Source organism: Helicobacter canis (assembly GCF_900451095.1).
In the GTDB taxonomy this organism is placed as follows: Bacteria; Campylobacterota; Campylobacteria; order Campylobacterales; family Helicobacteraceae; genus Helicobacter_B; species Helicobacter_B zhangjianzhongii.
Window position 1 is genome coordinate 519887 of record NZ_UGHV01000001.1, and the last position, 21459, is coordinate 541345.

Here is a 21459-nt window from a genome sequence, read left to right on the forward strand (position 1 = left end):
GTGGTCAGTGTGCTGTGGCTTGATGGGGGATTATTGTTAAGGTTTCACGACAATGGTCTAAAAGTATAGGATCTACTATGTCTTGCGCATAGACTTTGATACTATGTGTGCGATAGGCAGCATAAATGCGCGCGACTTCTTGCGTGAAGTCGCTCTGCTTTGGGGAGTTGTGTGTGAAAAGTGGCGGCTCTATGTGCATCTGCGCCCTAGAATCTAGCCTTGCGTAAAAAAGCGCGATTTTCGCTCGTTTAGATGGCAGGGGATAGACAAAGCGCAAGATCTCACAAGTAAAGCTCTCTTGCTTTAGGGCTTCTAGCACGCGTGCAATCTCGCTTGCTTGGAAGCAAAACACCAAAGTCCCGCGCGGGGTTAGAAGTCTTTTGCTCTGGTGTATCCACGCTTGTAGGGGCAGCTGGCTTTCATAGCGTGCTTGGCGTAAAAATTCATTGGTAGATTTAAGTGCGCCATCGCGGTAGAAGGGGGGATTGGCGATTAGGAGGTCAAACTTTGGGCTAGGCTTTGACTTTGGCGGCGTGTGGAGGTGGATTCTGGGGGTTTGGGCTGGGTTTTCTTGTGGATTCTTTTGGGCTTGATTGTGCATAGTGGCAAGTAGGGCTAATGCCTGCTGTGGCGTGGCTTTATCTAAAAAGTTTGCACAAAGCACTTGGCAGGAGCCTTTAGGCGTGCTTGACTCATTGTGTGTGTGAAATGGGGCGGTTTTGGCATTGATAGCAGCAAGCAAGGCGACTTTGGGCTGGGATTCTATGGCGACTACTTGGGCGTGGAAATAGTGCGCACACGAAATCCCTAAAATCCCGCAGCCCGCCCCCATATCTAGGATATTTTTTGGCGTGTTTTTGCAAAATTGCGCGGCAAAATCAAGCAGCAATAAACTATCGCTATTGTAGGCATAGCCATCAGCTAGCTGGTAGAATCTTAGGGCTTTAGCCATAGAAGCAGGTCTTTACCAAGTGTGGTTGTATGCAGGATCTCACAAGATATATCACGCGCTATGCTTTGGCACAAGGCTTGCGGAGCTTGGGCGATAGTTGGGGAGAGATGCACAAGTAGGAGCAAGGGGGATTTAAGCAAGGGATATATATGGCTAAAGAGCTGCAAGCTGCCTTCAATGATATGAAAGCCATTGGGTAGCTCTTGCAAAGTTTTATCATCATATATACACACAGAGCGTGAATCTATATGAAAAAGTGGGATATTGCTATCAATATCCTTGCGATTTTTGCGTGTGAAAATCCCCACATCTGGCACGCTCGTGTTGGCATAAGGAGGCGTGGCGTAGCGGGTGTCAAGTCTTGGTCTATCTGCTCTTGCAGTCGCTCCGGAGATGATTAGGCTTTGGGCTATGGTGCGTTGATTATGCGTAAAAATGCGCGATAGATCCCCGGAGATTTGCCCATTTTTGTAGCTACCATCAAGCCGCTCTGCAAGCTTAAATACAACAAATCGCCTAGATTCTCTTAGGCACAAAAATGGATAAAGCACATTTTGGGCTTGTTTTTTTAGAGATGTATTTGTGATGAATTCTACTGCTACGCCAGCTTCTTGCAATCTCTTACTACCATTGGCGCTTTCTCCCCATATATCACGCGCAGCGATAAGCACGCGTTTGGGCGCGATTTGCGCGATAAGCTGGGCGCACGGAGGGGTTTTGCCAAAGTGATTGCAAGGCTCTAGGGTGAGCAAGATTGTCTTATCATAGAATGCACCATTATGATAAGCAGCGATGAAAGCGTGGATAGCGTGGGAGTGTAGGGGTAGAGCCTCTAAGGCGATGTGAGAAAACTCCGTGTGTGTTGCTTGGAAATCTTGCCACAATGGCGCAAGTGTTTCAAGCTCTCCAAGTGCTTGTGGAGGGGTGGTGTGGCTTGTAGCAAAAGTGGATTCTAGGCTAGAATCCACTTTTTGATAATGCAAGTTTTTTTGCTTACTTTGCGCATATATTTGCACAAAAGCCCAAAAAACTGCCAAAACTTCCGCGTGAGGTAGCCCTGCTTTTTGATGAGCTTCTAGGCTTAAAATCTCTCCATTATCATCATATACCATAGCAGCGACAGCGGGGTTTGGTAAGGTTAGTGTTTGGTATTCCCACGCTTTATCTATACATCGCTTCATTAAAACTTCGTCAATTCGCACACACTTCTCCGCCCTATAAATGCGGCATTCTACACTTTTGGGGCTTAAATTTCTGCTACAATGCCTAAAATTACTAAGGTTGCAAGCGTGGATATAAATAGTATAGAGCTACTGACTAGGCTTAAAAATTTGGATTTGCTGAAGGGCTTACATCAATGGTGGTGGGAGGGGGCTTTGGGCTTTGAAGTGGTTGTGGGCGCGATTTTGACGCAAAACACCAAGTGGGAGAAGGTCAAGCTCTCTTTGGCAAATCTCAAAAATGCGAGGCTTTTGGGCGATGATGATAGCGTGAGCTTGCATAATCTTGCAAAGATATATTCTATTGAGAATCTTATCGCTCCAAGCGGGCTTTATCGACAAAAAAGTGCAAGAATCATCGCGCTAGCGCGAGCGATTGTAGAGGATTTTGGCGATTTTGCAAGCTTTCAGCAGGGGGTTAGCAGGGAGTGGCTTTTAGAGCGCAAGGGGATAGGATTTGAAAGTGCGGATTCTATCTTGAATTATGCGTGTGGTAGGGAGATTATGGTGGTGGATAGTTATAGTGCTAGGCTATTGGCTGGACTTGGCTGGGAAATGGAGAGCTATGAAGATGTGCAGAGGTGGTTTATGGATATGCCTTCTAGGGAGCTTGAAAAGCTCTATCCCACAATGCCATTAGCACAGGTTTATGCAAGGTATCACGGCAAAATCGTGGAATTTAGCAAGAAAAAACTCCCAATACAAACGCTTATGGAGAAGCAATGAGTGCGCTAGAGTATTTCTATAAGCTTTGCTCTATCCCCCATCGCTCTTATCATACACAGGCTATGCGCGAATTTTTATGCGCGGAATGTGAGCGGCTAGGCTTTAAGATTTACATAGATGAAGCTGGCAATATCTATGCTAGCAAGCCTAGCATTTTGGATTCTACTGCAATGCGTCCTAAGGTGTGCTTGCAGGCGCATTATGATATGGTGGGTGTGGGCGTGGCTGCGGAAGATAGGGCATTAGAGCTAGTGGAAGAAGGACAATTCTTACGCGCTAGAGATTCTTCACTTGGCGCGGATAATGGCGCGGCTATCGCAGCGATTTTGTGGTGTATGAAGCGTGGGGGTGGGGATTTTGAAGTGCTTTTTACTAACGATGAAGAAGTGGGGCTGTGCGGGGCAAACGCGCTTGCAATTCCTATCAAAGCTCCGTTTTTGCTTAACCTTGATAGCGAAGTCTTTGGTGAGGTGATTGTAGGCTGTGCAGGCGGCTTTGATGCGCTCTGCTCTTTTGCTGCTACAACTTACGATGTCTATGGCGGTGTGTGGATCGAGAGCTTTGGCTTTAGTGGGGGGCATAGTGGCGTGGATATACATAAAAATATCAAGTCAAGCTTAGCAGAGTTTTTCGCAGTTTTTGGCTGGATTAGCGAGTATTTAGGTGAAAAAAGTGGGATAATCCTTACGCATTTGCAAGCAGGTGAAAAGTCAAACTCCATAGCCGTGGGGCTTAATGCGCAAATAGCCTTTAGCACGCAAGAGATCGCGCTGCATTGCGCACAATCCTTGCACGCTTTGATGACTATGGAAAAAGTGGATTCTACGCTAATCCACCATATCGCTCTAGAATCTAGCGGAGATTTTCAAGTGTGGCGGATATTTGTGGGTCCAAACGCTGGCTTTGTGCTAAAGATGATAGAAAATCCTAGCAAAAAAGCCCGCGTGCTAGGCTATGAGATGGCACATCTTGCGCATTTTGTGAGAGGGCTTAGGCAGGGGGTGTGGGAGCAAGATGCGCACATAATCCTTAGCTCGCTTAATATTGCCCTAGCACGCACGCACGATCAGCACCTAGATTTCACGCTAAAAGCCCGCGCCAATAAAGATGATCTCCTAGAATCTATGCGCACTTCTATCCTTGAGATTTCGGGGCGATTTTGTCAAAAACTTGCTACAATAAGTGGCTTTTACGCGCCGTGGCAGCGACAGCTTGCCGATGATCACCCCATTTTGCAATGTATCCAACAGGCATTTGAGTGGAGACATACAGAGATCGGTGAGATCCACGCAGGGCTAGAGTGTGGGATACTGCAGGAGCGGTTTGCGCAAATGGGCTTGGGATCTGTGCTTATGGCGAGCATTGGTCCTACGATCCTTGCGCCGCATTCCGTGCAAGAGCGTCTTGATATTGGAAGCTTTGAGGAATTTGTCAAGGTGCTAGATAGGCTTATTGCAAGTCTGCCTTCAAATCTGCCTTAAGGCTAGATTCTACTTCTTCTAAGGTTTAGAAATGAGAAAAATGATGAAAAATGCTTTGGGCTTATTTGGTGTGATGTTGCTAGCTTGTGTAGAATCTAGTGCGCGACCTTTAGCCCCAAATGAGCAAGACTCTGCCACCCAGCCCCTAGAATCCACATCACTAGAATCTAGCTTATCTCAAACAGATTCTAGCAAGGTTACCAAGCGATCGCTCTCTCTCTATCAGCCCATAGCTCTTAGCAAGTCATCGTATGGGTCATTTTCCATAGGCTATTCCCAAAGTCATATACAAACCAAAGCCTTAAGCGTAGTCGATAGTGCCACAAATACGCGTGTCTCTAGGGGCGTTGATCACATAGCGCGTGGGGTGTTTTTCGGGCTGGAGCGTGGAATGCATTGGCATAATTTTATGCTAGGTGGCTATGTCAATGGCGTGGCAGCACAGGATTACTCACTAAGCTTTGGCGTGCGCGCATCGTATCTCATCGCGCGTTATGTCGTGCCAAGCGTTGGGATTAGCTGGAAGCTGCAGCATATACAATTCCCCAATGATACTAAACAATACAACATTCACGGCGCAAGCTTTAATGCTGGATTGTTTGTTAATATTGTGCGAGGATTTGGGCTAAAGCTTGAGGGCAGCTACTCATATCCTTTGGTGATTTTGCGCGGTGTTGATGCGCGTGCCTATGGTGATCCTATATTTAGCAGCTATGCGTTTGCTGTGAGCTTGTGTCTTTATGATTTTTCTATCTAGAATCCAGTTTTGTATGAGTGGTGGTTATGGATTCTAGTTGTGCTAGGTTTGGGGGATTTTAAGATACATAAGATACAATAACTACGACTACAAGGCGTGTAGTTTAGCGACACTATGGGTAAGGAGGCGTTATGGAGATAGTGGATACAATGTTTTTCAACAGAGAGTTGTCGTGGCTGCGGTTCAATACGCGTGTGTTTAATGAAGCAAAGAATACCAAGCTCCCGCTACTTGATAGATTGAAGTTTTTGGCTATTTATGGCACAAATCTCGATGAGTTTTATATGATCCGTGTGGCGGGGCTTAAAAAGCTCTATGCAAGCGGGATTAGCGAAATCGGTGCCGATAGACTCACTTCTGCCCAGCAGCTTGCTCATATCCGCGAGTATTTGCATAGTGAAAAAGCCCAAGTGCAAGAGCTTTTTAGCCAGATACAAGCAGGGCTGGACAAAGAGGGCTTGAAGATAAAGGTTTTTAGCGAGCTAAACAAATCGCAAAAAGTGCAGTTAAGAGAGTATTTCTTACGCTATCTCTATCCGGTGATCGTGCCTATTGTAGTGGATTCTACTCACCCATTTCCGCATTTAAATAACCTAAGCTTTGGTATAGCTATCGAGCTACGGCATAACGAGACTAAGGAGCTGAAGTTTGGTATCGTGCGGATTTCGCGTGTGCTAAAGAGATTTGTCGAGCTTGATGGTGGGGTATTTGTGCCGGTAGAGACGATTGTAGGGGAGTTTGCCGCGGAGCTTTTCTTAGGATATAGTGTGGAGCATTATGTGCCATTTCGAGTAACGCGCAATGCGGATTTTGAGATAGAAGAAGATGAAGCTGATGATTTTATGCAGCTAATGAGCGAGGGGCTGCGTGCTAGGAGAAGAGGAGAGATCACGCGCTTAGAGATAGGAGAGGGCAAGGTAGAGCTGAAAGAATTTGTCCAAAAGCAAGTGGAAGTTGTGCCTGAAGATGTGTATTCTTACTCGATTTTGCTTAATCTTGGGGCGATGTGGGAGCTTGTAGGGGCGAAAGATTTTGCGCATTTAGGCTCTACGCCATTTGTGCCTAAAACTCTCCCACCTATAAATCCTGAAGGCAATATCCTAGATACCATAGAATCTGGCGATATTATTGCATTTCACCCTTATGAAAGCTTTGATCCGGTGGTGGATTTCATCACCACGGCTGCGAAGGATAAAGATGTGCTATCTATCCGTATGACGCTCTATCGTGTGGGGAAAAACTCCCCCATTGTCAAAGCCCTAATCCAAGCCGCAGAAGAAAAACAAGTAACCGTGCTTGTCGAGCTTAAAGCGCGCTTTGATGAGGAAAATAACTTGCATTGGGCGCGTGCGCTAGAATCTGCTGGAGCGCATGTCATCTATGGTGTGCCTGCCCTTAAAGTGCATGCCAAAGTCGCGCTTGTGGTTAAAAAAGTCGGCGATAAGCTCACAGAATATGTGCATTTAAGCACGGGGAACTATAACACCGCTTCGGCTAAAATCTACACAGATATAAGCCTTTTTACGAGCAATCAAGCAATTAGCAATGATGTCGTTAAGCTTTTCCACTCGCTCTCCACAGGTAGCTCGCACAAGACAAGTCTTGATACTCTATGTGTCGCGCCTACGCAGATCAAGTCAAAGCTTTTAGAGCTTATCAAGACAGAATCTAGCTTTGGTGCAGAAGGGCGCATTATCCTTAAGGCAAATGCCATTGTTGATACTGATGTGATAAAGGCATTGTATGAAGCCTCAAAGGCTGGCGTGCAGATTGATCTTATTGTCCGTGGCGTGTGCTGCTTGCGCCCTGCGGTTAAGGGTATGAGTGATAATATCCGCGTGCGCTCGATCATCGGCAAATATTTAGAGCACGCTAGAATCTACTATTTCGCTCACGCTAAAGAAAGGGTATTTTTCTCTAGCGCGGATCTTATGCCGCGCAACCTTGAAAGAAGGGTGGAGCTACTTACCCCAGCGACTAATAAGGCAGTCGCTGATAGGCTTATAGAGATTCTAACTATCCAGCTTAGTGATAATGTCCAAGCTCACGAGCTTTTAAGTGATGGCGAATATCGCAAAATCCCCACCCCCAAGGAGAATCCCATCTCTTCACAAATCGTTTATGAGCAATATGTCAATGAAATCCATAGCTCAAACAAAAAAGAAGCTAAGGCTAAGAAATTGCTACAAAGAATGGTAGGAGAATCATAATGATCGCTAGTTTTAATGGCATATCTCCCAGGATCGCACAAAGTGCTGTGATCTTGCCGCATACTTCAATCATAGGCGAAGTGGAGATAGGGGAGAGCGTGAGTGTGTGGTATGGTAGCGTAATCCGTGCGGATGGAGCTAGAATCCATATCGGCAGTGGTAGCAATATCCAAGACAATAGCACCATTCATATTGGCTATGCGACACAGGATTTTGATGGCAGCACGATTATTGATGAGAATGTTACCATTGGGCATAATTGCATAATCCACGCCTGCCATATAGAAACAGAATGTATCATCGGTATGGGCGCGATTGTTATGGATATGGCGGTTATAGGTGCGCAGAGTATTGTGGGGGCTGGAAGTGTCGTTACAAAAGGCAAGAAATTCCCACCCAAAAGCCTGATCATAGGGAATCCAGCGCGTTTGGTGCGCTCTTTAAATGATGATGAGGTGGCACAGGGCTTGGCATCGGCTTTGCATTATCAGCATTTGGCTAGTTTGCATAGTGATCTTAAAGTAGTGAAGGAGTAAGTATGGAAATGTATCAAACATTGCGACCGCTTTTGTTTAAATGTGATGCAGAGAAGATGCATCATCTCTCGCTAAAGGCTTTGAAAGCTTTGCGCGCGCTGCCCTTTGGTGATGATGTGCTGCTGCGTTTTTGTGCCTATGGTGATGAGAGCTTAGCCCAAGAGATTTTGGGCTTGCGTTTTTATAATCCCATTGGCTTGGCGGCTGGCTTTGATAAAGATGGGCGATATGTCAAGGCTTTGACTACGCTTGGGTTTGGACATTTGGAGCTTGGGACAATCACTAAAATCCCTCAAAATGGGAATCCAAAGCCGCGCCTTTTCCGCCACGAAAATGAGCAAAGCTTGCAAAATGCTATGGGGTTTAATAATCTAGGCAGTATCGCAGCTACCACAAAGCTGAAGAGTCTCTATCCATTTTGTATCCCTCTTGGCATAAATATCGGGAAAAATAAAGACATCACCGAAGAAGATGCCGCGCTAAATTATCAAAAAACTTTAGAGGATATGCTAGAAGTGGGCGACTACTATACTTTCAATCTTTCTTCACCAAATACTCCTAATCTACGGGATTTACAAAATGAAAAGTTCGTAGAATCCCTTTTCACAATGGCAGCTCAAAAGACACGAAAGCCACTCTTTTTAAAAATTGCTCCAGATATGGATAGGGATTTTGCGTTAAGTGTGTGTGAGAGAGCGTTGGATTCTGGTGCGAGTGGGATTATCGCTACTAATACAACTACGGATACTTCATTGATCGCCAATCCTAAGCACGGCGGCATTAGTGGGGCTGCTTTATGCGAAAAAAGTAGGGAGATGTTTGCTGCTGTGGCAAAGGCTCTGCGCAAAACACACAAAAATGCGATATTCATTAGCGTGGGTGGAATTGCTGATGCGAAAGAAGCATATAGTAGGATTAAATTAGGCGCATCGCTTGTGCAGGTTTATACAGGGCTTGTATATCAAGGACCAAGCCTTTGTGCCAAAATCAATCGCGAGCTTTCTGCCTTGCTTAAGGCTGATGGGTTTGACTCTATCGCGCAGGCTGTTGGTGCGGATTTGTAGCTTAGAATCTATGCGATTTGTATTATTACTAGGAGTGTTGATGAGTATAGGACTTGGGAATAGTGTGCTACCAAAATATGAGCAAAAGACTTTAGATAATGGCTTGCAGATTGTCGTTATCCCTATGGATAATGGTAGTGGCGTGATAGAGAGCGATATTTTCTACAAAGTCGGCTCTAGGAATGAGATTTTAGGTAAGAGCGGCATAGCGCATATGCTTGAGCATTTGAGCTTTAAATCGACCAAAAAGCTTCAAGCAGGGGAGTTTGACAAAATTGTAAAAGGCTTTGGCGGTGTGGATAATGCTTCCACAGGATTTGATTATACGCGCTATTTTATCAAATCAAGCGCAGAGCATATTGACACTTCTTTGGAGCTATTTGCCGAGCTTATGCGCAATCTCTCGCTAAAAGATGAGGAGTTTCAGCCAGAGCGACAGGTGGTCGCAGAGGAGCGCAGGTGGCGCACGGATAATTCGCCGCTTGGGTATTTGTATTTCCGCTTTTTTAATACCGCGTTTTTGCACCACTCCTATCACTGGACGCCTATTGGATTTATGGGGGATATTTTAGGCTGGGAGATTGGGGATATTAGAGAGTTTTACAATGCCTATTATCAGCCAAATAACGCTGTTGTTGTCGTGGCAGGCGATATTGAGCCGCAAAAAGTCTTTGCTTCTGCGAGTAAGCATTTTGGCGCGATTCCTGCGGCAAAATCTATCCCAAAAGTCCGCATAGAAGAGCCAGAGCAAGATGGCTACCGAGAAGTCATTGTCAAAAAGCCCACACAAATTGAGTGGCTCATTATGGGTTATAAGATTCCTGATTTTTCTCACACTGATCAAATCGCGTTAAGTGCGCTTGCAGAGGTGCTAAGTGGCGGTAAGTCTGCCTTGCTTGATAGCGAGCTAGTTGATAAGCGCAATCTCGCTAGTGAAGTGTCGGCTTCGGCTATGGGGCTTAAGGATTCTGGGGTGTTTATGATTATGGCAGCGGGCAATGAAAAGGTGCGGGCAAAGACATTGCAAAAGGAGATTCTAGGGATTTTGGAGCGTGTGAAGCAGGGGCAGATCACGCAAGAGGAGCTTGATACTGCCAAGCGTAATATGCAGGCAAGCTTTGTGTATTCACTAGAAAAGTCAAGCTCGGTGGCGGGGCTATTTGGGGCATTTTTGGTGCGTGATGATGTAGCCCCACTTCTGCGCTATGAAGAAGAATTTAGCAAGCTAACCTTAGCAGATCTCACACGCGTGGCACAAAAGTATTTTGTGGAAGACACGCTAAGTGTGGCTATTTTATGCGATAAAAAGGAGTGAATATGTCTTATGTAGATCAAATGCCACGCGGCGCGATGAGCGCGCTTATCACGCCTTTTAAAAACGGCAAGATTGATGAAGAATGCTTCATCTCACTCATAAAGCGGCAAATCCGCTATGGAATGGACGCGTGCGTGCCTGTGGGCACCACAGGAGAGTCTGCCACGCTCTCGCACAATGAGCATAAAGAATGCATAGAAATTGCCGTGAGTGTCTGCAAAAATAGCGGCACAAAGGTGCTAGCAGGTGCTGGGAGCAACTCCACTGCTGAAGCCATAGAGCTAGCGCGATTTGCGCAGCAATGCGGCGCAGATGGGATTTTGTGCGTGAGTCCCTACTACAACAAGCCCACTCAAGAAGGGCTATACCAGCACTATAAAGCCGTAGCACAATCGGTGGAAATCCCCCTTATGCTCTATAATGTCCCCTCTCGCACAGGGGTCAATATCGAGCCAAGCACGGCGATACGACTCTATGAAGATGTGCCAAATATCACCGCTATCAAAGAAGCTAGCGGCTCTATGGAGCGCATAGTCGAGCTAAACACACTTGCGCCAGATTTTGCGATATTTAGCGGAGAAGATGCGATCAATTATCCCATACTTGCCAATGGTGGAAGCGGCGTGATCTCCGTTACAGGAAATCTTTTGCCAGATAAAATTTCTACCCTCACACACCTAGCTTTAGAGCGAAAATTCAAAGAATCAAAAGCTATAAATAATGAACTTTATGCTATAAATTGTGCTTTGTTTTGCGAGAGCAATCCTATCCCTATCAAAGCAGCGATGTATCTATCAGGGCTTCTATCAAGCTTAGAATATCGGCTGCCGCTGCTCTCTCCTAGCGCGGAAAATCTACGCTACATCGAGCAGACATTACAACATTATGAGGTGAAGCAATGACACAATCTCAAGCAAGCTCAAATCAAATGAAAGGCAAAACGCTTGTCATATCAGGGGCGACACGCGGTATCGGCAAGGCGATTTTGTATAAATTCGCGCAAAATGGCGTCAATGTGGCTTTCACATACAACAAAAACGAAGAAGAAGCAGATAAAATCGCCAAAGATGTAGAATCCACTTTTGGTATCAAGGCTCGCTACTATCCGCTCAATGTCCTAGAGCCAGAGCAGTATAGCGAGCTTTTTAGCAAGATTGATAGCGATTTTTCTCGAGTGGATTTTTTTGTAAGCAATGCTATCATTTATGGCAAGAGTGTGGCTGGAGGGTTTGGACCATTTATGCGCCTGCGTCCTAGGGGGCTAAACAACATTTACACCGCCACGGTGCTAGCCTTTGTCGTGGGGGCGCAAGAAGCGGCAAAGCGTATGAAAGAAGTGGGTGGAGGCTCTATCATCTCCCTAAGCTCTACGGGCAATCTTGTGTATATGCCAAACTACGCAGGACACGGCAACTGCAAAAATGCCGTGGAGACAATGGTCAAATACGCTGCCGCTGAGCTTGGCGAGTGGGGCATACGCGTCAATGCTGTGAGCGGCGGACCGATTGATACAGATGCACTGCGTGCTTTCCCCGACTATGCAGAAGTGCGTGCAAAAGTTGAAGAGCAATCACCGCTTAATCGTATGGGCGCGCCAGAAGATCTAGCAGGCGCAGCGTATTTCTTATGCGACTCTGCTCAAAGTGGCTGGCTCACAGGGCAGACAATCGTCATCGATGGCGGCACGACTTTCAAATAGCCTAGCAAGCACTTACCCTACACTCTCCCACCAACCCCCAATGCAGACCGACACAACCCCAGCAAGCACTTCTCTAGGTGCTTCCCTTGTCATCACCACCTACAACTCCCCCGATCGCTTGGCTTTGGTGCTAGACTCTGTGCGAGATCTCTCCCCGCTCCCAGCAGAAGTCATCATCGCTGATGATGGCAGCACGGAAGAGACTAGAATCCTTATAGAATCTTACGCCAAGAGCTTCCCCTGTCCCTTGCGCCATATATGGCAAGAAGACAAGGGCTTTCGCGTTAGCATTAGTCGCAACAAGGGTATAAAAGCCGCTACGCAAGATTACATCATCACAATCGATGGGGATATGATTTTAGACCCCCACTTTATCGCCGATCATTTGCGATTCGCCAAAAGGGGCGTGGTTTTGCAAGGCTCTAGGACAGGGCTAAGCGATAAAGTATCTCAAGAGATTTTAGCCGCCAAATCCCAGAGTTATAGCAAAGCTTACCGCCTAGCATTTGCGCATAAAAAGGCTAAATCTTACCGCCTAGCATTTATGGCATATTTGGCAAACTTGCGCTCCACCACCGCACGCTATTTACGCAAGAGTCCATATCTCAAGCCTGTCGTGCGCACTTGTAATATGAGCTTTTATAAAAGTGATTGGGAGAAATTGGGCGGATTTGATGAGGGCTATACAGGCTGGGGGCGAGATGATACAGACTTTGTCGCGCGGCTTTTACTCCAAGGCGGCAGGCTCAAGCGCGTAACCTTTAGCGCAGTGGCATACCATATCTACCACCAGAGTAATATCAACCCACAAGCCCTAGCGATCAATGACAAACGCTATCTTGCTATGCTCAAATCCCACGGCATTACCTATCCGCTAGCTCCTAGCGATGTCTCCCTTGTCATTACCACCTACAACTCCCCCGATCGCTTGGCTTTGGTGCTAGACTCTGTGCGAGATCTCTCCCCACTCCCAGCAGAAGTCATCATCGCTGATGATGGCAGCACGGAAGAGACTAGAATCCTTATAGAATCCTATGCAAAAGATTTCCCCTGTCCCTTGCGCCATATCTGGCAAGAGGACAAGGGCTTTCGCGCAAGTGCTAGCCGCAATAAAGGCATTACCGCGGCTAAAGGAGCGTATATTATCTTAATCGATGGCGATATGATTTTAGACCCACACTTTATCGCCGATCATCTGCGCTTTGCCAAAAGTGGATTCTGCCTAGGCGGCTCTCGCACGATGCTTTGTGAGAATACTACCAAAGAGATTCTAGTCAAGCGCACTAGCGGCGATACAAGCGCGTATAAAGAGGGCTTTAAATACAAAAGCTGGAAGGCTTATCGCTGCACGCTTCTAGCGTGGATTATTTATCTATGTAGTCAAAAAAGTGCCAAAAGCTTCACCAAAAGTGTCAAGGCAAATGTTGGGAGCTGCAATATGAGCTTTTATAAAGCAGATTTTGAGAAAATAGGCGGGTTTAATGAACGCTTCACAGGACACGGGTCAGAAGATTGGGAGTTTGTAGCTAGATTTTTGTTTGCCGGGGGGAGAAGTGCTAGGCTGAAGTTTTGCGCTGCGGGCTATCATATCCACCACCCCACTCGCCCACAAGATCGCGCTAATGCCAACTACCAGCTCTACCTTGAGACGCTGCGCACTCATCTTGGCACACTACCTAAAGATGCCAAACGAGCATAATAAGGCACTAAAGAGCTACTTTGATCGCGTGTAGATCGCGCTGCTAGTAGAATCTATGAGAGGGATATGCTAGGTAGCTCAATTATTATGGAGTATTTATGGATAGCATAAAGTTTTTGATCTTACTTAATGGTGAAGATAAAACAGAATCTATTACAAGCATAAAAGAGCAAGATAATCTATGGCACATCACATTTGCTAATACGGCAAAAACTTATACTTACAAACACGACAAAGTCATCTTTCTTACAAATCCGCAAAGGCACACAAAGCCAGAGAAGCTTGGTATTTATAATGCTAAATTTGCCCTTATTTTTGAAAAGTATTGCAAAATATTTTTTGACAATGGGACAACAAAACTGCTAGAGACAACAATGCTATTGCCAGATACAAAAGGCTGTAATGCCGATGTTTTTTTGTATTGCAAAGAGTTGGCTACTATCGTAGGGGTAAAAAATGAGGAAAACAAGTCGCTTCTCTCAAAGGCATACAACAAAATAGATATGGTAGCAAAAGAGAGTGCTTTGAGTCATTATTTATGCGCAAGTCAGCCACACAAGAACGATATGGATTCTCCCATACTTTCGCCATTTGGCTTAAATGCTTCACAATTTCAAGCAATTTACAATGCTTTAGAATCTCAAGTAAGTATCATAGAAGGACCTCCTGGCACAGGCAAAACACAAAGTATATTAAACATCATTGCAAATATTATATTTCTTGGCAAAAATGTAGCTGTGGTTTCCAACAATAACGCCGCGACAGATAATGTCTTTATGAAGCTAGAAAAATATGGCTTGACACATCTATGCGCAAAGCTTGGTAAAAAAGACAATATCAAGCAGTTTTTGCAAAATCAATCACATACCTACCCAGATTTTGCACAATCCATCACACAAGAGGAAAAGGACACACTCTATCAAGCCATACAAAAGCTCAACACACAAGCACAAGAGATTTTTACTTTACAAAATGCTATCGCAAAGCAAAAATCTCTTCTTAGTGCATTGGAGCTAGAGTTTCGCCATTTTACAATGCAAGAAAATTTACAGATATATCCACATTTTTTGACATCTTTGCAAAAGGATTTTGCTCTTTTACTCAAGACAAAGATCGCTCTTGAAAACACCCCAAAAGGTTGGCGATATTTTTTGCTTGTATGCAAACTCTGCTTGATACAGCGTATTGGAAATTTTGCTTTTTATAAACTTCCTTTGCAAGATATTATCCAACATTTTGAATACGCCTATTATGTGCAAAGTATCGCTACTGCCAAGGAAACACTCACCCACGATACAAAACGCCTAGAGGCATTACGCACCGCACAAACACTAGAGCATTTGCAAGAATATTCTTTTACCCTTTTGCGTGAATCTGTGCGGATTAGATATAACAATCGCACACAAAGACCTATTTTTAGCGAAAAGGATATGTTTAATAATGCAGAGCAGTTTTGCGATGAATACCCCATAATTTTTAGCACCACACACGCTATCAAAAATTGTTTTGGACGAGATTTTCTCTTTGATTATTTAATCATTGATGAAGCCTCGCAGGTAGATTTAGTAACAGGTGTTTTGGCTCTAAGTGTGGCTAGAAATATTGTGATTGTAGGAGATACAAAGCAATTACCAAATGTGATAGATTCTACAACATCTCAACAAATCCAAGAGATCACTACACACTATAAAATCCCCTCACGCTATGACTATGTGCAGCATTCTTTTTTAAGCTCTGTGTGTAGTGTTTTGCCAAATGCCCCTAGAGTTTTGCTCAAAGAGCATTATCGCTGCCATCCTAAAATCATCAATTTTTGCAATCAAAAGTTTTATGACAATGCACTTGTCATTTTAAGTGAAGATAATGGAGAAGCAAATGTGCTAGAAGTGTATGTCAGTCCTGCTGGCAATCACGCAAGGGGGCATTACAATCAAAGAGAAATTGACATTATTGCCAATGAAATCCTGCCAAGCACCACCATAGAGCCGCACGAAATAGGCATTATCACTCCCTATAATGAGCAAAAAGCACATTTACAAAATGCAGTGGGCGAGATTGAAGCAGACACTGTGCATAAATATCAAGGCAGAGAAAAAGACCTTATCATCATCGCAACTACCGATAATCAAAGCAATGATTTTATCGATGATAGCAAAATGCTAAATGTCGCCATTACACGAGCTAAAAAACAGCTAAAACTCATCGTATCTTATGATGTGTGCCATAAACAAAACACAAATATCAATGACTTTATCCGCTATATCACCTATCAAAGTGCAAAACCCATAGAAAGTAGCATTTATTCAATCTTTGATCTACTCTATAAAGCAAATGCACAAGCAAGAGAATTGTATCTCAAGGGTAAAAGGCGTATCTCACAATTTGATTCAGAAAATATTGCCTTTGCTTTTATCAAAGACATACTCCAGCAAGATTCTTACCATAGCCTTGATGTTTTGCCGCACATACCCCTTGCTAAAGTCATTAAAATAGATGAAGCTCTCACGCAAGAAGAAAAGCTCTATGCGCAAAATCCACTCACACATTTTGATTTTATCATCTATCACATTATGGATAAAGCTCCTTTGCTTGCTGTTGAGATTGATGGCTATGCGTTTCACCATACACATAAGCAGCTAAATCGTGATAGGCTTAAAGATAGCATTTGCAAAAAGCATAATTTTCCACTTTTGCGCCTTGGCACCACGCAAAGCGCAGAATCTAAACGCCTAAGAGATATGCTTCAGGCTTTGCTTTAAAAGATAAATGCGATATTGAATGTAAAAAGAGTTGCAAAAATTTAAAAATTTTAACGACAAGTTGGTAAGCTTCAATCTTGCTAAATTAAGTCATTAGATATTACAAATTCCACAAACTCCCTTGACAAACACTAGATGTCAGGCTTTATAATGCCAACTCAAATTTAAAGGATTTTTATGCAACACATTATTTTAAATAATGGCATTGCAATGCCTAGTATTGGGCTTGGGACTTATGGACTGCAAGGACAAAAGGGTGTGAAAATAATGCAAAATGCCCTGCAAATTGGATACAGACTCTTTGATACCGCACAAATGTATAAAAATGAAAAGGAGCTAGGCATAACACTCTCGTGGGCTATGCAAAGCCTAAAAGATTCTAATTTGCAAACAAAAGAATCTGGGGTTTTTAGCATTCATTCCACAACACATTTAGATTCTAACATTACGCCAACTTCAAGCCCACACAAGCAATCAGCCCATATAGAATCTAGCGAAGTTAGCTCAAACGATTTAAGCCGACCATTGCAAAGAAATGATCTTTTCATCACCACAAAGATTTCATCTAGTATGCCCTATAAAAAGGCGCGGCAAAGCATAGAGGGTAGCCTACAAAATCTAGGGCTAGAATATGTAGATTTGCTTGTAATCCACGAGCCTTACGCAAATGCTAAAGAAATGTATAAAGCCTGTGAAGAGGCGTATCACAAAGGGCTTATCCGTGCGATTGGAATCTCAAATTTTTATGGCAGATTTTTGGAGGATTTTTTAGATTCTGTGCGTATTAAGCCGGTGCTAAATCAAGTCCAAGCACATATTTTCTTCCAGCAAAATGACTTGAAAAAATTTCTAGAATCTAAAAATATACACTTGCAAGCGTGGAGTCCTTTAGCTTGTGGGAGAAATGGCATTTTTACAAATGCGACTTTGCAGGGCATAGCAAAAGCTCATCATAAAAGCATCGCACAAATTGCTTTGAAATTTTTGCTAGATAAGGGCATAAGCGTGATACCAAAGGCTTCAAGTTTAAAGCGATTGCAAGAAAATCTCGCACTCTTTGACTTTAGCTTAACGCAAAACGAGAGAGATTCTATCACACAGCTTGATAGTAATAAAAGCCTTTTTGGTTGGGACTGCTAGGGGTTTATTCACTTTTTACCCTATAATTACAAGAAACGACAAGGAAACAAATGGCATACACAATCATAGAAGTTGAGAAAATGACAGGGATTCCATCAAGAAAAATTAGATTCTGGCTTGATAAGGGGCTGTTCCCCTTTATAGAGCGTGATGAAAATGGGGTGCGTTACTTTGCAAAAAGTGATATAGGCTGGGTGGAGTGGGTGAATTGTCTAAGGAATTGCAAGATGAGCATTAAGGATATTAAGCACTACATTAGCCTTACAACAGGGGGTATGAAGAGTGCAAAAGAGCGTAAAACTCTGCTAGAGCGGCAGCTAAAAGTCCTTAACAAAGAGCTTGAGATTCTCAATGCGGCGTATAAAAAGGTAGAGCATAAAATTTCTATGTATGATGAAATGCTAAGAACAGGCATAGACTTTTTAAATCCTAATAGCAGGGATTATAAAAAGGGGCGTTAGTTATCTTGTGCTAGTAATTTGTAGCGTAAGAAATGCAAATTTTATCTTTAAGCAGGAGGGTTTAATAAAAATCCTAGATTTTGCCTGAACTACAACACCCTTGTGCTAGAATTTAGACAATCCTTTAGCAGCGAACAGGCTTGATAGGGATAGCAAGTGGTATCAAAACCCAGATTCAAATAATGCTTAAAAATTTATAATTTATCCGCAAACTCGCTATCAATAAACTTTCAACAATCCACAGCAAAATTTATCAACAAATTCACAACTTTCCCTTGACAAACACTAAGTGTCAGGCTTTATACTTTTGCTTTAGAATCTAATATGACTTAAAACGCTAGATTCTATAAATATTCAATACTAAGGAGATAAGTATGCAAACCAATAATTTTATCCTATCGGGTATATTGGCAAGTGCTATGCTGGTGTGTTTTACACAAGGAGCGGATTTAGCACAAGAGCTTACAAAAGAGGCAAAAGAGATAAAAGGAGATTCTAGAATCTTTAGTGGTGAAGTTAGAGTTACAATGCTTTTTGAGAAAAATGCGTGGCGAGATTTTAGCGGTGCAAGAGTGCATTTTAGCCCAAAGGCTAGGAGTGCTTGGCATACTCACCCAGCGGGGCAGACACTCATTGTTACACAAGGGGTGATTTACACAGGCACAAAAGATGGAATCGTGTATAAAGCAGAGGCAGGAGAGAGCATTGCTTGTCCGCCAAATGTAGATCATTGGCACGGAGCAGGGCTAGAATCTAGCGGCACTCATATCGCCCTAACGCAATATGATAAGGATTCTAATGTAGTGTGGGGACAGAAACTAAGTGATGAAGAGTATTTACAAGCGATTAAACAAACAGAGAAAAGGAAGTGATTATGCAGGATATAAGTAAAGCAAAAGCTATAACAAACGCCACGCCAAGCACAGATAGAGACATTTTCACGCGTGATTTAAATGGGGAGTTAATAAGCCCAGATGATAAGGACTTTTCACAGATTCTAGCCGTGATAGAAAACACGCAAAAGTTAGTCCATAGGCTAAATACGCAAATGCTAGATAAAGATTCTGTAAGGGCTGTTTTTAGCGAGATTGTGGGCTATGAAGTGGATAGTAGCTCGTGGATTATCCCGCCTTTTTATGTGGATTTTGGACGCAATATCAAGGTAGGCAAAAACTTCTTTATGAATAGCTCTTGCACTTTTATGGATAGGGGTGGGATAACGATTGGCGATGATGTGTTTATCGCCCCAAAGGTATGTCTCACTACAATCAATCACGACTTTGACCCTTACAATCGCAAGGCGACTTTTTGCAAGCCCATTGTGATAAAAGATAGGGTATGGATAGGGATAAATGCCACGATTTGCCCGGGCGTTACTATCGGGGAAAATTCAGTCATCGCCGCAGGAAGCGTGGTAACCAAAGATGTCCCTCCAAATGTCATTGTCGGCGGCAATCCTGCCAAGATTCTAAAAACGCTTTAAGAATCTTAGCTGATGTAAAGCTTAAATGGTGTTTATTATCTTATGTGTTTATAGGATATGCTAACCTTGCATATCCCCCTTGTGTGCTTGTCCCCACGCGCACATAGAATCCAAAATCGGTATGAGTGATTTCCCGCGAGATGATAGGCTGTATTCTACTTTTGGTGGGATTTGTGGGTTTTGCGTTGAGTGATTTAAACAACACGCCCTTTAATGCAGCGTTTAGGAGCGTTTATCACGCGACTTTAAAGAAAAATAGCGCATAAATCCCAAGTAGCCTAGAATCCACTTTTGACAAAACACTCAAATCCAAACCACAAGCCGACCCCCTCTCACTCGCGAGCTGATGAAACTCTCTCTCATTCGCGAGCCGACAAGGTCGGCGTGGCGATCCATAGCCTAGAATCCATTTTTCAAAAGTGGATTCTAGTGCAAAAGCAGTGGATCTATGGATTACTAAAGAAGCTGCGGCTTCGCCTTGCTTCGCCACGCTTTGCAAAGCAAGGCTTGCAATGACAAAAATGTAGATTCTAATAACAACGCCCAAAAGTGCCTAGAATCCACTTTTGCTTACGATCAGTGTGCTATACTTTAGGATTTTACTTAGAGACTTTATTTGAAGTGGGCTTGCCATATCACAAAGGATTTATATGTTACGACTTATCACGCTTTTTGCCATATCTTTCGCGCTTTGCTTGGGACAAGTGCTAGAGAGCTCTGCCATCGCACCCACACAAGAAGAGGCAAAAAGTGCTGCGCTTGATGAGCTCTCTCAAAGTATAGAAGTAAGCGTGCGTGCTAAGCACAGCATTATCCAAGCCCAGAGTCAAGAGCAATCCTATGAAGAAGTCATAAGCCATATCACCTTAGAATCCAGCTCGCAATTTATCCAGCCAAAAATCACCTACAAAAAGCTTAAGAAAAATCTCTATGAAGCAGCTATCTTAATCGATGACCCAGCCCCATACCACGCCGCGCTAAAGAAGCTTAGTGCTGAAATTGATGCGCTAAGCATAGGTGTTGAGACGCCTATCACGCAAAGGGACCTAAAGGAGCGCATTTATAAGCTAGAGAATATCATAGGCTTATATAAATCCTATCGCGCCTATGAGCTAGTGCTACTTGCTATGGGAGAGCCTATACACAGCGCACCTAAGCAAAATCTCGCCTATTTTGCCGCAAAGTATTCTTCTATCGATCCTAAGATGTTTGAGCGGCGTGCAGATTCTAGCTCTACTCAAGCTTCTTCAAAAGACATTGCTACAAGCAAAAGCTACTATTATAGCCGTGGCTACAATTCTAGCCAAGCACTCTTTGAAGCGATTAGGGCAGGCAATAGCGATGGCGTGTATTCCGCACTAAAAGATGGCATAAACCCAAACATTATGGACGATTTTGGCACGCCAGCTTTGATACTTGGGCTTACCAATCCAGACATCACCACCTTGCTACTAGAGTTTGGCGCAAACCCTGAAGAGGTTGATAATGAAGGACGCACGCCCTTGATTGCTGCCACAGATCCACGCATTAGCAACAAAACTTGCCGCAGTATTCAAGCTCTTTTAGAGTATAAAGCAAATCCAAACCACATCATAGCTTATGATGGCAGCACGCAAATCCCTTTAGTGCAAATGTATAACAACTACAATGAAATGGGCTTTGTCGGGGAGTTTTGGGAGAAGCAAGGTATATATGAGTGTAATAAGCGCGAGCTTGTAAAGCTCTATTTGCAAAAGGGTGCAGACATCAATTTGCGCGATGATTCTGGGCGGGGGATTTTGTATTTTGCTGCGATGAGTGGGGATATAGAGCTTGTGCGGCTTTTGCTAGATTCTGGTGCGAAGATTGATCCTAGTATTGATCGGGGCAACACAAACACCACCGCTGGCAAGAGTATCCAAGCTTTGCTAGATAGCAGAGCAAGCGCGCAAAGGTAACAAGCTAGAATCTATCAACA

Annotated in this window: 19 protein-coding genes and 2 pseudogenes; 17 read left to right on the forward strand and 4 right to left on the reverse strand. The window is 43.8% G+C overall.

Annotated elements, in window-relative coordinates:
- Positions 1-4 precede the first annotated feature (4 nt).
- Both DX060_RS02550 and ribD read right to left on the reverse strand, forming a co-directional pair.
- Positions 5-952, reverse strand: a complete 948-nt coding sequence (locus DX060_RS02550) for a tRNA1(Val) (adenine(37)-N6)-methyltransferase (protein WP_115011007.1) — start codon at positions 950-952, stop codon at positions 5-7.
- Positions 937-2133, reverse strand: coding sequence for a bifunctional diaminohydroxyphosphoribosylaminopyrimidine deaminase/5-amino-6-(5-phosphoribosylamino)uracil reductase RibD (ribD, locus tag DX060_RS02555; protein ID WP_115011008.1), 1197 nt, complete (start codon positions 2131-2133; stop codon positions 937-939). Before ribD ends, DX060_RS02550 begins: the two co-directional genes overlap by 16 nt.
- A gap of 114 nt (positions 2134-2247) precedes the next feature.
- Here ribD and DX060_RS02560 point away from each other — a divergent pair, with 114 nt between their 5' ends.
- From DX060_RS02560 to DX060_RS02630, 16 genes and pseudogenes are all read left to right on the forward strand, one after another.
- Positions 2248-2898: a 3-methyladenine DNA glycosylase gene (locus tag DX060_RS02560; protein ID WP_258552307.1), complete on the forward strand. Its 651-nt coding sequence runs from the start codon at positions 2248-2250 to the stop codon at positions 2896-2898.
- A complete protein-coding gene (locus DX060_RS02565; RefSeq protein WP_115011010.1) occupies positions 2895-4379 on the forward strand; it encodes a M20/M25/M40 family metallo-hydrolase in 1485 nt (494 codons plus the stop codon). The genes DX060_RS02560 and DX060_RS02565 overlap by 4 nt, the downstream gene beginning before the upstream one ends.
- Before the next feature lie 31 nt (positions 4380-4410).
- Complete coding sequence (locus tag DX060_RS02570) at positions 4411-5136, forward strand: hypothetical protein (RefSeq protein WP_115011011.1); 726 nt, start codon at positions 4411-4413, stop codon at positions 5134-5136.
- Between the two features lie 131 nt (positions 5137-5267).
- Positions 5268-7346, forward strand: a complete 2079-nt coding sequence (locus tag DX060_RS02575; protein ID WP_115011012.1) for an RNA degradosome polyphosphate kinase — start codon at positions 5268-5270, stop codon at positions 7344-7346.
- Positions 7346-7882, forward strand: a complete 537-nt coding sequence (locus DX060_RS02580) for a gamma carbonic anhydrase family protein (protein ID WP_115011013.1) — start codon at positions 7346-7348, stop codon at positions 7880-7882. Before DX060_RS02575 ends, DX060_RS02580 begins: the two co-directional genes overlap by 1 nt.
- Positions 7883-7884: 2 nt before the next feature.
- Positions 7885-8946 (forward strand): dihydroorotate dehydrogenase (quinone), encoded by a 1062-nt coding sequence (gene pyrD / locus DX060_RS02585; protein WP_115011014.1) that lies wholly within the window; start codon positions 7885-7887, stop codon positions 8944-8946.
- Between the two features lie 40 nt (positions 8947-8986).
- On the forward strand, positions 8987-10261 hold the full coding sequence (locus DX060_RS02590) for a M16 family metallopeptidase (protein WP_258552168.1): 1275 nt from the start codon (positions 8987-8989) through the stop codon (positions 10259-10261).
- A 20-nt stretch (positions 10262-10281) separates the two neighbouring features.
- Positions 10282-11163: a 4-hydroxy-tetrahydrodipicolinate synthase gene (gene dapA / locus DX060_RS02595; protein WP_115012277.1), complete on the forward strand. Its 882-nt coding sequence runs from the start codon at positions 10282-10284 to the stop codon at positions 11161-11163.
- A complete protein-coding gene (locus tag DX060_RS02600) occupies positions 11160-11960 on the forward strand; it encodes an enoyl-ACP reductase (protein ID WP_115011015.1) in 801 nt (266 codons plus the stop codon). Before dapA ends, DX060_RS02600 begins: the two co-directional genes overlap by 4 nt.
- Before the next feature lie 82 nt (positions 11961-12042).
- A pseudogene (locus tag DX060_RS12455) lies at positions 12043-12741 on the forward strand (glycosyltransferase family 2 protein); the annotation flags it as partial.
- A 63-nt stretch (positions 12742-12804) separates the two neighbouring features.
- Positions 12805-13659 (forward strand): glycosyltransferase, encoded by an 855-nt coding sequence (locus DX060_RS12460; protein WP_475690381.1) that lies wholly within the window; start codon positions 12805-12807, stop codon positions 13657-13659.
- Between the two features lie 98 nt (positions 13660-13757).
- Positions 13758-16418 (forward strand): AAA domain-containing protein, encoded by a 2661-nt coding sequence (locus DX060_RS02610; protein WP_115011017.1) that lies wholly within the window; start codon positions 13758-13760, stop codon positions 16416-16418.
- Positions 16419-16595: 177 nt separating this feature from the next.
- A complete protein-coding gene (locus DX060_RS02615) occupies positions 16596-17558 on the forward strand; it encodes an aldo/keto reductase (RefSeq protein ID WP_115011018.1) in 963 nt (320 codons plus the stop codon).
- A 50-nt stretch (positions 17559-17608) separates the two neighbouring features.
- Complete coding sequence (locus tag DX060_RS02620) at positions 17609-18019, forward strand: MerR family transcriptional regulator (protein ID WP_115011019.1); 411 nt, start codon at positions 17609-17611, stop codon at positions 18017-18019.
- A 374-nt stretch (positions 18020-18393) separates the two neighbouring features.
- Positions 18394-18891 carry a cupin domain-containing protein gene (locus tag DX060_RS02625; RefSeq protein WP_115011020.1) on the forward strand — a complete coding sequence of 166 codons (498 nt, stop codon included), beginning with the start codon at positions 18394-18396 and terminating at the stop codon, positions 18889-18891.
- 2 nt (positions 18892-18893) lie between these two features.
- Positions 18894-19502, forward strand: a complete 609-nt coding sequence (locus DX060_RS02630; protein WP_115011021.1) for a sugar O-acetyltransferase — start codon at positions 18894-18896, stop codon at positions 19500-19502.
- A gap of 60 nt (positions 19503-19562) precedes the next feature.
- Here DX060_RS02630 and DX060_RS02635 read toward each other — a convergent pair.
- Both DX060_RS02635 and DX060_RS10800 read right to left on the reverse strand, forming a co-directional pair.
- Positions 19563-19679: pseudogene (locus tag DX060_RS02635) on the reverse strand (winged helix-turn-helix transcriptional regulator); the annotation flags it as partial.
- A 58-nt stretch (positions 19680-19737) separates the two neighbouring features.
- Positions 19738-20049 carry a hypothetical protein gene (locus DX060_RS10800; protein WP_147278747.1) on the reverse strand — a complete coding sequence of 104 codons (312 nt, stop codon included), beginning with the start codon at positions 20047-20049 and terminating at the stop codon, positions 19738-19740.
- Positions 20050-20152: 103 nt separating this feature from the next.
- Between DX060_RS10800 and DX060_RS02640 the strand changes: the two genes are divergently transcribed.
- Positions 20153-21439, forward strand: a complete 1287-nt coding sequence (locus DX060_RS02640) for an ankyrin repeat domain-containing protein (RefSeq protein ID WP_115011022.1) — start codon at positions 20153-20155, stop codon at positions 21437-21439.
- Positions 21440-21459: the final 20 nt, after the last annotated feature.